Source organism: Achromobacter sp. K91, from assembly GCF_003576205.1.
Lineage (GTDB): Bacteria > Pseudomonadota > Gammaproteobacteria > Burkholderiales > Burkholderiaceae_B > Achromobacter > Achromobacter aegrifaciens.
Genome location: NZ_QWFB01000051.1, coordinates 1 through 9,004, shown reverse-complemented (window position 1 = coordinate 9,004; position 9,004 = coordinate 1). Strand labels below are relative to the sequence as shown.

13 protein-coding genes are annotated in these 9,004 nt (G+C 60.6%); 4 read left to right on the top strand and 9 right to left on the bottom strand.

Annotated features, from left to right (window positions below; genetic code table 11):
- Positions 1 to 357: 357 nt before the first annotated feature.
- Positions 358 to 714 (top strand): phage tail protein, encoded by a 357-nt coding sequence (locus DXK93_RS24875; protein WP_119451464.1) that lies wholly within the window; start codon positions 358 to 360, stop codon positions 712 to 714.
- Between the two features lie 3 nt (positions 715 to 717).
- Here DXK93_RS24875 and DXK93_RS24870 read toward each other — a convergent pair whose 3' ends face one another.
- On the bottom strand, positions 718 to 1,740 hold the full coding sequence (locus DXK93_RS24870) for a tyrosine-type recombinase/integrase (protein ID WP_119451463.1): 1,023 nt from the start codon (positions 1,738 to 1,740) through the stop codon (positions 718 to 720).
- Positions 1,741 to 1,853: 113 nt separating this feature from the next.
- Here DXK93_RS24870 and DXK93_RS24865 point away from each other — a divergent pair, with 113 nt between their 5' ends.
- From DXK93_RS24865 to DXK93_RS24855, 3 genes are read left to right on the top strand one after another with little or no spacing between them, the layout of a single operon-like run.
- Positions 1,854 to 2,084 (top strand): holin, encoded by a 231-nt coding sequence (locus DXK93_RS24865; protein ID WP_199728330.1) that lies wholly within the window; start codon positions 1,854 to 1,856, stop codon positions 2,082 to 2,084.
- On the top strand, positions 2,081 to 2,620 hold the full coding sequence (locus DXK93_RS24860) for a lysozyme (protein WP_119451462.1): 540 nt from the start codon (positions 2,081 to 2,083) through the stop codon (positions 2,618 to 2,620). The genes DXK93_RS24865 and DXK93_RS24860 overlap by 4 nt, the downstream gene beginning before the upstream one ends.
- On the top strand, positions 2,599 to 3,009 hold the full coding sequence (locus tag DXK93_RS24855) for a hypothetical protein (RefSeq protein ID WP_147400274.1): 411 nt from the start codon (positions 2,599 to 2,601) through the stop codon (positions 3,007 to 3,009). Before DXK93_RS24860 ends, DXK93_RS24855 begins: the two co-directional genes overlap by 22 nt.
- Before the next feature lie 122 nt (positions 3,010 to 3,131).
- Here DXK93_RS24855 and DXK93_RS32545 read toward each other — a convergent pair whose 3' ends face one another.
- The 8 genes from DXK93_RS32545 to DXK93_RS32385 all read right to left on the bottom strand — a co-directional run.
- Positions 3,132 to 3,353: a CrpP-related protein gene (locus DXK93_RS32545; protein ID WP_119451460.1), complete on the bottom strand. Its 222-nt coding sequence runs from the start codon at positions 3,351 to 3,353 to the stop codon at positions 3,132 to 3,134.
- 125 nt (positions 3,354 to 3,478) lie between these two features.
- The gene (locus tag DXK93_RS24845) at positions 3,479 to 3,772 is read right to left on the bottom strand and encodes a hypothetical protein (protein WP_119451466.1); all 294 of its coding nucleotides are present in this window, start codon (positions 3,770 to 3,772) and stop codon (positions 3,479 to 3,481) included.
- A gap of 49 nt (positions 3,773 to 3,821) precedes the next feature.
- Positions 3,822 to 4,505 (bottom strand): SOS response-associated peptidase, encoded by a 684-nt coding sequence (locus tag DXK93_RS24840; protein ID WP_119451459.1) that lies wholly within the window; start codon positions 4,503 to 4,505, stop codon positions 3,822 to 3,824.
- Positions 4,506 to 4,607: 102 nt separating this feature from the next.
- On the bottom strand, positions 4,608 to 5,033 hold the full coding sequence (locus tag DXK93_RS31905; RefSeq protein WP_147400273.1) for a hypothetical protein: 426 nt from the start codon (positions 5,031 to 5,033) through the stop codon (positions 4,608 to 4,610).
- A gap of 7 nt (positions 5,034 to 5,040) precedes the next feature.
- Complete coding sequence (locus DXK93_RS31900) at positions 5,041 to 5,340, bottom strand: hypothetical protein (RefSeq protein WP_147400272.1); 300 nt, start codon at positions 5,338 to 5,340, stop codon at positions 5,041 to 5,043.
- A 118-nt stretch (positions 5,341 to 5,458) separates the two neighbouring features.
- On the bottom strand, positions 5,459 to 6,787 hold the full coding sequence (locus tag DXK93_RS24835) for an integrase family protein (protein ID WP_119451458.1): 1,329 nt from the start codon (positions 6,785 to 6,787) through the stop codon (positions 5,459 to 5,461).
- Between the two features lie 158 nt (positions 6,788 to 6,945).
- Positions 6,946 to 8,409, bottom strand: a complete 1,464-nt coding sequence (rng, locus tag DXK93_RS24830; protein WP_119451465.1) for a ribonuclease G — start codon at positions 8,407 to 8,409, stop codon at positions 6,946 to 6,948.
- 345 nt (positions 8,410 to 8,754) lie between these two features.
- Positions 8,755 to 9,004 (bottom strand): hypothetical protein (locus DXK93_RS32385; RefSeq protein ID WP_233564609.1); only part of this gene is annotated, 250 nt, incomplete at its 5' end.

Here is a 9,004-nt window from a genome sequence, read left to right as displayed (position 1 = left end):
CATTGCTCGTTCGCCGCCGTATTGCTGTATCGAAGATTGTGCGCGTGAGCCTGAAGCTGCGAGCTTTGGAGGCTACCCAGCGCTCTCGCATTTGCAGTGAGGCGGTCGTCAGGCGTGGATCCTGGGTTGATAGCTGACGTTCCGAGGTCGAGTTTCGACGCCTCCGGTGAGCTCCGTTGGAACGTTCGAAGCACTCAAGACCGAAGCGGTCCGCCCGCCAAAGTCAACCAGCGTGTACGCCGAGCCGCTGCCGCTAGTGAAAACTTCCAGATGGCTATGTGACTTGAAGGCGTCCTGCTGCGATGACCCCAACGCCCGCGCATTTGCAGTGCAAATTCCATTTCTAAGGAGAAGAGTATGCAGAAAGAAGTTTTTCAGACCGACGCGGATGGCTTGTACTTGTACAAGACTGTCGCCAATGAACTGGCACTGACCCCCGGAGCGTATAACGTGCCGTACGGCGCGTACGAAGAAGCGCCGCCGATTCCGCCGGCGGGGAAATGGCCGCGCAGGGTGGGCGACTCGTGGGAGATGGTCGACGACTATCGCGCGACGCCGCTTTGGATCGTCGATACGGGCTCGCCGTACATGATCGGAACGGAAACCGAGACGGCGGAGGGCAAGGTCACCTATGGAGGTTGGGGCGAATTGCCTGCTTGGCTAACGGCTGTGGAGCCTCCTCAATCGGTGGAAGACTTCACGCCCCAGCCCTAGCTGCTAGGCAGCCAACGCCATGGCTTCCGGCTCGACCTCGCGCTCGCGGCGCATTTCTTCCAATTGCCGTCGGCCTAGCGGGCTGCGAGCCAACTTCTGCGCCAGCTCGCGTCCGTGTGGGTGGTAGTAGCGCAATAGCATGCGGGTGTCGACGTTGCCATTTACCTTGGCCAGCTCATGAATCTGAAACACGGTTGCGAGCTGGGATGTGCCTTCATGTCGCAGGTCATGGAAGCGTAGGTCGCGGAAGTACGCCGAGTTGGGTCGCCGACCAAAGTGCCGACACATCCCCTCATACCGGAGTCGAGCGCGGCGGCGGGCGCGGATAAAGGCCCGAGTGACTGAGCCAGGCTGCATCGCGAAGATGCGGCCGCGCATCGGCTTTCCCGTTACCCAGCGCCGTAGCGCTTCGCGTGCTCGAGGGGTGAGAGGAACGTCGCGGGCGCGGCCGTTTTTCGTGTGGGGCAGATGCACCACGCCGTGCATTAGGTCGAGGTGCTCGCGCTGGATGCCGACTACCTCGGATCGGCGCATGCCTGTTTCCTTAGCAACCGTCAGGATGGTGGGCAATTCCGCGGATCTGGTGGCTCGAATGATCCATTCCAGCTCCTTGCGCGGGCAGTCGTCATCTGAGACGCCGCGCAATGTTATCCGATCGAAGAGACGTCGGTCGCGCGCATCGTCCACTGCGGGCCGGCGTACCAACTGCACAGGGTTGGCCAATTGATCAAAGCCCCAATCCTTGCGAATCACTGTGTAGACGTGGGACAGGAATGCCATGCGCCGCACCACGGTGGCCGGCGCTCGATCCTTGAGCCATGCATCGCGCAGTTCCGTCAGGTCGGAGCTGCGGATGCGATCGACCGGGCGGATGGCTAGGCGGGTGGCGCGCCAGATCCGTGCGATGGATTGCTCGGAGACGTGCCCCTTCTTGGTGGATGAAACCTCGGCCAGATAGCGCGCAAGCGCCTCGGCAAGGGTCGGGGCAGGCTTTCGGCGGGGCTGACGGCGGGACCAGGGTTTCATAGGAGCAAAAGCCGCAAGTTGTAACTCAAATAGATTTTTCTTGTTCTACCTGTCCCGCCTTGGCGGGTTTTTTTCGTCCATACGGAGGCGCTATGCCCCAAAGGATCAAGAGGATGAATCTGGATGACGTGGCCATTCGAGCTGCAAGCCGGACGACAGACGCGGGCGCCATTACTGGCGTGGTTGGGTGGGCGGCGCAGGTCAATTGGATCGGCTGGGCGGGAGTGCTCGTAGCGGTGGTGGGCCTGTTCGCCAATCTCTATTACCAGCGCCGGCGCGATCGGCGTGAACAAGCGGAGAGCGAGGCGCGTATGGCGGCCCTGCGTGAGAGGTGCGAGCTATGAAAGTAGGCACTCGAGTCACGGGCGGCGCTGCCGCCCTTGTTGTCTCTGGCGCCCTGGCGCTGTTCTCGACGGATCTCCAGCAGTTCCTGGGGCGCTGGGAGGGGGAAGGCCAGAACGTCGTCTACGCCGATAAATTGGCGAAGAACCTGCCGACCGTCTGCAAGGGCATCACGAAGCACACCAGCCCTTATCCCGTAGTGGTGGGCGACTACTGGTCGCCGGAGCGCTGCGCCGAGGTGGAGCGGATGGTGGTTGGCAAGGGGCAGCTTGACCTGGCCGATTGCATCGACGTGGTCATAAGCCAGCCGATCTTCGATGCTCTGAGCAGCCATTCGCACAACTTCGGCGTGCCGAGCACGTGCGCGAGTCGGGCAGTGGGCCTGATCAATGCGGGGCGTATCGCCGAGGGCTGCAATGCCCTGGCGCATGGCCCAGATGGCAAGCCCGCCTGGTCGTATGCAGATGGGAAGTTCGTCCGAGGCCTGTACAACCGCCGACTTGCGGAGCGTGAGCTATGTCTATCGGGACTGCGTTGATTGGCTGGAAGGGCTACGCCGCGGCCAGCGTCGCAGGTGCGATGGTATTGGGCGTGGCCGGCGCTGGAGTGGCCTGGTACGGGCACAGCCAGCGCGAAGCGGGCCGGGCCGAGTGCCAGGAGGCCCACCGCGTGGCAGGCCTGGAGGAATTCAAGACTGAGGCCGAGCGGCTGACCGGGCTGTCGCAGAGCCTGGCCGACACCGCGCACATGCTCGCCACTGCCCAGCCCAAGGTCATCGAGAGGTATACCCGTGAAATCGTTCAGCGCCCTTTGCCTGCTGACTGCGTGCGCGACCCTGGCCGGGTGCGCGCAACCAACGAAGCCATCGACGCGGCCAACGCTGCCCGTCAACCTCAGCGCGCCGTGCCCGCCGATCCCGCGCGTTGATTCGCCAGCGTGGGACGACCTGGCGCAGGCTCATGCCGCGCTGGCGTTCCAGTATGCCGAGTGCGCCGCCCGGCATCAGTCCGTGGTCGATGCTTGGGCCAAGCCCTAGCAATCCGGCGCCCTCAGTCGTCGAGCAGTTGGAGTGTTCGGCGTCTAAGGTCCGCCAGCCGTGCCTCGGTTTCCTCCTTCCAGCCCGCTTCCCACGCTGACAACTTGGCCTTCCATTTGGCTGGTGTTTCGCCTGTGTGGCCGGGCATATTAGCGGCCACCAAGAACGGACAAGCGGAAAGTGGTACACCGTGCCTTGCAGCTTCTCGACCAGCTCGGTGAAGTAGGTCCTCCATTTCGCACCTCCTTGTAGGCTTGTATCCTAAGGCTGACGATGGACTCTGTTTGCATGAGTGTCGAGCTTTGTTACCCAAGGAAATTAGTGCTTGATGCAATAGGAAGGGGCCAAGTGCTTGCACCGTCACCGCGGCGCCATCCCCTTGCGCAGCTTGCGCGGCGATTCCAGCAGCTCGGCCGTCATCTGGCCGCGCTCCAATACACAGGGCTCCCTTGCCAGGCCCGCCAGCAGATCGTCGTAGATGTCGCCCGTCAGGCCGGCAGGCCGCTTAAGTTCGAAGGACACCTGGTGCAGGCGCAGCATGGCCGCGCGCAGGCGCTTCACCTCCCAGAGCAGGGAGAGCACATCAGGGTTCCAGGGCTGACGCTCCCGGATGGCCCGGAGGTCGGCGAAGGTGAGCGGGTCTTTGAACGGCATGGCGGAAAACACTGGTTTTATATCCAGTATATTCCGTCTGCAATCGGGGTCAGCTATCGGACTTTCCCGTCCCCATGGGGCTGGCTACCAAGCGCTCGGCCGGGTAGGGCACCAGAAATTCGCGGGTGTCGGCCACCGGGGCTGTGAGCCAGTCCTGATAGGCGCCCTCCGGCAGGATGACCACCATGCGCTTTTCCTTGCCGGCCTGGTGGTAGTTCTGGAAGAGCGGATCCTGGTCGGCGTTGATGGTGAGCATGGTGTAGCTCTCCTGCCACTGGCCGGCGGCGTCCCGGTAGCGGTCCCACAGGCCGGCGATGCCCAGCGGCGCGCCGTCGGCGCGGGTGAAGCGGGTTGCCACCGCAGCGCCCGACCGCCAGTCGGGCTCGAAGATCGCGTCGGCCGGGATGATGCAGCGCCGGCCCTTGGCCCAAGCCAGGCGGAAAGTCCACAGGGTGTGTGCGGTCTCGCTCTTGGCGTTGAAAGTGTAGATTTTCTCCGCCTGCGGCAATTTTTCCGGCGGTGTGCCAGGCGCGATCATGCCCCAGCGGCCCACGATCGCCTCCCTTTCCGGCACAGCCTCATCGCCCGCATCGTGCTCGGGTGGCCGCCGCACGAACAGCCCCTGATACTTCGGCCACATGTCGTACTCGCCCATGGCCTTCGGCTTCTCTGGCACCCCGAATTTCTTCAGCAGGTACTCGGCATCCTTCAGGGTCTGATAGTGGCTGCACATGGTCCCTCCCATCGGAAGGGCCAGTATAGGGTCAAGCTATCCGAACCCAGCAGGTAACTGCATGATTGGAGTGGTCCCTCGATTTGGCTGGGAAACCCGGATTCACTTGTTCACGAAAGGCGTTTCGGACGGGAGCTTGTCGGGAACTTCTGCAGTCGCCTGTAGTTGGCCGTCTTTCGGAGGCGTTGCGGGGGCCTCTTGACCTCGATCACGAATCTTTTTGCAGAGATTTCCATTCCTCTGACGGAGCTTATTCCAGCGCCATAAGAAATACAAACCAACGGGAGCGCCCGGAAACAAACTAGCAATAGCGAACATTTTGACGGTCGAGTTATCAAATGTCGCTGTCGATAGGGTGAACACAGCCGATGCTGCTATGGATAGGAAGGCGACGGCGAAAGTCAGGTCAACTCCAACGCTCTCTCCCTCTTGAAGCGATTGAAGTTCGTGCTCGTGAACTTCAAATGTCAGAACCAGCTCAACGCGGCGGCGCTGGGCGCGTATTACTCCATCCTCTTGGGCTCCCATCTATATCTCACAAGTATTTTTTTAGCCAATCGGTATGTTTGTCGGAAATGGGATTGCGCCATGCGCCGATTCCGCCTGTATTAAAAACATACACTCGATCCGTTTTATCTGGCGCGAACTGACGAAGTTCATCGCGAAGCTGCTCTGTAGTCATTTCGCTCCTTACCATCCAGGCCGATTGCGTAAGGGGACATACGGCAGGACACTGTTCTCGCAAGAAATTTGTTAGCTGTACTGCGCGTTCGTTCGATATTTCAAAAACAACACAGTAGGTGCTGCCGGCAGCTTTTGAGTCAGACTGTGCCATTAATGAGCGCTCCGTTGCGGCCGGCGGCCTTTGCATTCGCTTGATGGGTCATGATTCTACAGAATGTGATGGTCGGTGTAATTTGTTGGAATGGGTATCTGCTGACAGTCCTGACTAACTATCGCTTGGATGTTCGTGACTTATTGTGCAATATGGCGATCGCCTTTCGAGCGCCAGCGGAGGTCGGTTCAACTGAGCCGCGACACTCCACCAAGTGGTTGACCCAGAGCGTCAGTGCCTCGCGGCGCTCCTTCCAGTAGCTGTACTGGTCGTAAATGCCCTCCACGCTCTTGAGCTTGTGGTTCAGGCACATCTCGGAGATATCGCGGCCGACGCCGAGGGCGCGCATGTGCGATTTCGCGGTGGAGCGCAGATCGTGCGGGGTGAAGCGCCGGACCTTGGGCTGGTAGTTCTGGATCCAGTAGTTGATGGCCCCCCACACCCCGTCTTTCTGAATAGGCGCATCCCCGCCGTGTTTTTTGAGCCTTGCCACTGACCGCGCCGGCACGATGTACTGGGAATCCAGCGCCAGGCTATCCAGCTCGCGGAACCACTCCACTACTGGCGGCGGCAGAGGGATGTCCGTGCCCGCCCCAGTTTTCGATTCCGGTACGTGCCATAGGCCGGCACCGAGGCGCTTTATGGTCAGCTCGTCTGTCCTGATGTGCTGCCGCTGGGCGTTGGTGAACTCGGACACACGCACGCAGGTCGCGGCAATGATCCACACGCTTAGCTGATTCTGGCGGTTCATCTTGGCTTGCATGAACTCGGCAATCTCGTCATCGGTGAGCATAAGCCGCGCCTTGGCTTTCGGCCGCTTCCCTATGATCGCCTCCAAGCTGATCCCCACGCCGGGATTGATCACCACGATACGCTGGCCGGCGGCGTGCTTGAAAATCTCCCGGATGACGATGTAGAGGGTCTCCGTCTCGCGCCAGCCAGACTTGAGGGTTTTGAAACCTGATTTCGTCCTGCTGATCAGCTCGATGACGTCAGTGTGGGTGATTTCCTCCACTGGCCGCGATCGCCATTCGTCCTCTATTCGGACGAGCTGGCGTTTATAGCTCCGGTTCGTGGAGCCTGACAGATGCTTGAGGACCTTTTCCTTGTAGTCGTCGACCAGCCACCCGATGCTCTTCGCGGTCCTGGCCTTCTGCTTGGCTTCCCGTTTTTCGGCGGCCGGGTCTTTCCCCGCGTCGATCATGGCACGTAGGCGGCTGGCCTCCTTGCGGGCTTCGGCCAGGGAGATATCCGGGTAGTTCCCGATTGTCGCCTCGGCCCGGCGGCCTGGCATGCGGTAGCGCAGCACCCAGGTGGCCGTCCCGGATTTCGACAGGGTGAAGGTAAGCCCCCCACCGTCAGACTTGGCCACCGGCTTGCCGGCGCGGATCCAGTTCTTGATATGGATGTCGGTCAGCAGGCCCTGCAATACGCGCTTTGTCGCCATAACTCCCTCGATTTGGGTAGCTGCATCTTCTGGCTACCCACCTAGCTACCCATTTTGTACGAGATGGGAGGATAGCTCGTGAGAAGCCCAGAAAGAAAGACGCGAGAATATACGCGGCTTTGCGGGGAGTTCTGATAAGTGGTGAGAAGCTCGGAACACTAGACCAGAATTATGTCGTACTGCTCTTGAGAGTACGCGCCTTCCACTTCCAGCGAAATGCGCTTGCCCACGAAGTCGCCCAGCATCGCCAGATGCTGGCTTTCTTCTTCCAGGAACAGGTCAACCACCTCTTGCGAGGCGAGGATGCGGAATTCCTTGGGATTGAATTGCCGCGCCTCGCGCAGGATCTCGCGCAGGATTTCATAGCAGACGGTACGCGGCGTACGCACGTTGCCGCGCGCCTCGCACATGGGGCAGGGCTCGCATAGCTGATGCGCCAGCGAGTCGCGGGTGCGCTTGCGCGTCATTTCCACCAGCCCCAGTTGTGTAAAGCCGTTGACCGTCATGCGGGTGCGGTCGCGCGACAGCGCCTTCTTCAGTTCGGCCAACACCGTTTCGCGGTGCTCCTGTTCCTCCATGTCGATGAAGTCCAGGATGACGATGCCGCCCAGGTTGCGCAGCCGCAGCTGGCGCGCAATGGCCTGGGCCGCTTCCAGGTTGGTCTTGAAGATGGTGTCGTCGAAATTGCGGCCGCCCACGAAGCCGCCGGTATTGACGTCGACCGTGGTCAGCGCCTCGGTCTGGTCGATGATGAGATAGCCGCCCGACTTCAAGTCCACTCGTCGAGAGAGCGCCCGGGCAATCTCATCGTCCACATTGGCGGTGTCGAACAGGGGGCGCTCCCCGCTGTAGTGCTGGATGCGGCCCACGACCGAGGGCGTATAGATGCGCGCCCATTCCAGCATCGCGGCACTGGTCGTGCGGGAATCCACAAGAATGGTTCCGGTGCTCGGGCCCACCATGTCGCGCAGCACGCGCTGCGCCAGGGTCAGATCCTGGTGCAGCAGGGCGGGGGCCGGCTGGGTGCGCGCCGCCGCCTGGACGCTGGTCCACAATTTACGCAGATACTCCAGATCGGCCGTCAGCTCCTCGTCATTGGCGCCTTCGGCCTGCGTGCGGACGATGAAGCCGCCTTTTTCCTCTGCCGGCATCAAGGCTTGCAGGCGTTCGCGTAGCTGGATGCGTTCGGATTCGTCGTCGATCTTCTGCGAAATGCCGATATGCGGATCGTGCGGCAGGTAAACCAGCATCCGGCCCGCCATGCTGATCTGGGTGGAAAGTCGTGCGCCCTTGGTGCCCAGGGGATCCTTGACCACCTGAACCATGATGGTCTGTCCCTCGAACAGCAGCTTTTCGATCGGGGTGGGAGTCAGCCCCTGGCTTCTTTCGCCCCGGTTCTCGCGCAGGTCTGCGATGTGGATGAAAGCCGCGCGCTCCAGTCCGATATCGATGAAAGCGCTCTGCATGCCCGGCAGTACACGGACGACACGCCCCAGATAGATATTGCCGACATGGCCCCGCTGGATGCTGCGTTCTACGTGCAGCTCCTGTACCGACCCTTGTTCCACCAGCGCAACGCGGGTTTCGAAGGGGGTGACATTGATCAGGATATCTTCGCTCAGGGCGATGGCTGGGGGCATAGCGTGTTCGTCTCCAGTAAGGTGCGGCGTACAGGCGAATAGTAAACGTAGGGCAAGGCGGACAAGACAACTATCTATATGGGGCAACCGCGGGAATCACCACTATATATAGGGGAGGCCACCGGGGCAGCCGCTGAACAAGCGGGGGGATCGGCCTTTTTGCGCCACGCGAAAAAACTGTGCTATAGTCTCGCTCCTTCGCAGTTCGGACAGTTTTGAACCGCGAGGCCAAGCAAGCACAACAGGTCGGGCAAGAGATTCGAGCCAGGTCTGCCGCAAAGCAGTCAGAAATGAATGCCCCGCGGTTATTGCAAGGATTGCAGCAAGTTAGGCAAAAGCCGGTTGCACAATCTGCAAAAATCGTGTTATAGTCTTGGGCTTGGCAGTTGCCGAAAACTTAGGGTTAACCCTGATATTTCGATGGCTGCTAAGAGAGGCAGACCTGAAGAGGTCGCAAGCAAGAAAGCGAAACGCAGTCTGTGACGCCGACTTGACAAGCGAAAAAAACTTCTTCATAATCTCGTTTCTCTGCTGCAAACAACGCGGCGCCAGCGAAAGCGGCGTAGCGAAGCGAGCA

Excerpts from the sequence above, each read along its gene's own strand:
- DXK93_RS24875 (WP_119451464.1), top strand. The coding sequence starts at position 358 with ATGCAGAAAGAAGTTTTTCAGACCGACGCGGATGGCTTGTACTTGTAC.
- DXK93_RS24870 (WP_119451463.1), bottom strand. The coding sequence starts at position 1,740 with ATGAAACCCTGGTCCCGCCGTCAGCCCCGCCGAAAGCCTGCCCCGACC.
- DXK93_RS24865 (WP_199728330.1), top strand. The coding sequence starts at position 1,854 with ATGAATCTGGATGACGTGGCCATTCGAGCTGCAAGCCGGACGACAGAC.
- DXK93_RS24860 (WP_119451462.1), top strand. The coding sequence starts at position 2,081 with ATGAAAGTAGGCACTCGAGTCACGGGCGGCGCTGCCGCCCTTGTTGTC.
- DXK93_RS24855 (WP_147400274.1), top strand. The coding sequence starts at position 2,599 with ATGTCTATCGGGACTGCGTTGATTGGCTGGAAGGGCTACGCCGCGGCC.
- DXK93_RS32545 (WP_119451460.1), bottom strand. The coding sequence starts at position 3,353 with ATGGAGGACCTACTTCACCGAGCTGGTCGAGAAGCTGCAAGGCACGGT.
- DXK93_RS24845 (WP_119451466.1), bottom strand. The coding sequence starts at position 3,772 with ATGCCGTTCAAAGACCCGCTCACCTTCGCCGACCTCCGGGCCATCCGG.
- DXK93_RS24840 (WP_119451459.1), bottom strand. The coding sequence starts at position 4,505 with ATGTGCAGCCACTATCAGACCCTGAAGGATGCCGAGTACCTGCTGAAG.
- DXK93_RS31905 (WP_147400273.1), bottom strand. The coding sequence starts at position 5,033 with ATGGGAGCCCAAGAGGATGGAGTAATACGCGCCCAGCGCCGCCGCGTT.
- DXK93_RS31900 (WP_147400272.1), bottom strand. The coding sequence starts at position 5,340 with ATGGCACAGTCTGACTCAAAAGCTGCCGGCAGCACCTACTGTGTTGTT.
- DXK93_RS24835 (WP_119451458.1), bottom strand. The coding sequence starts at position 6,787 with ATGGCGACAAAGCGCGTATTGCAGGGCCTGCTGACCGACATCCATATC.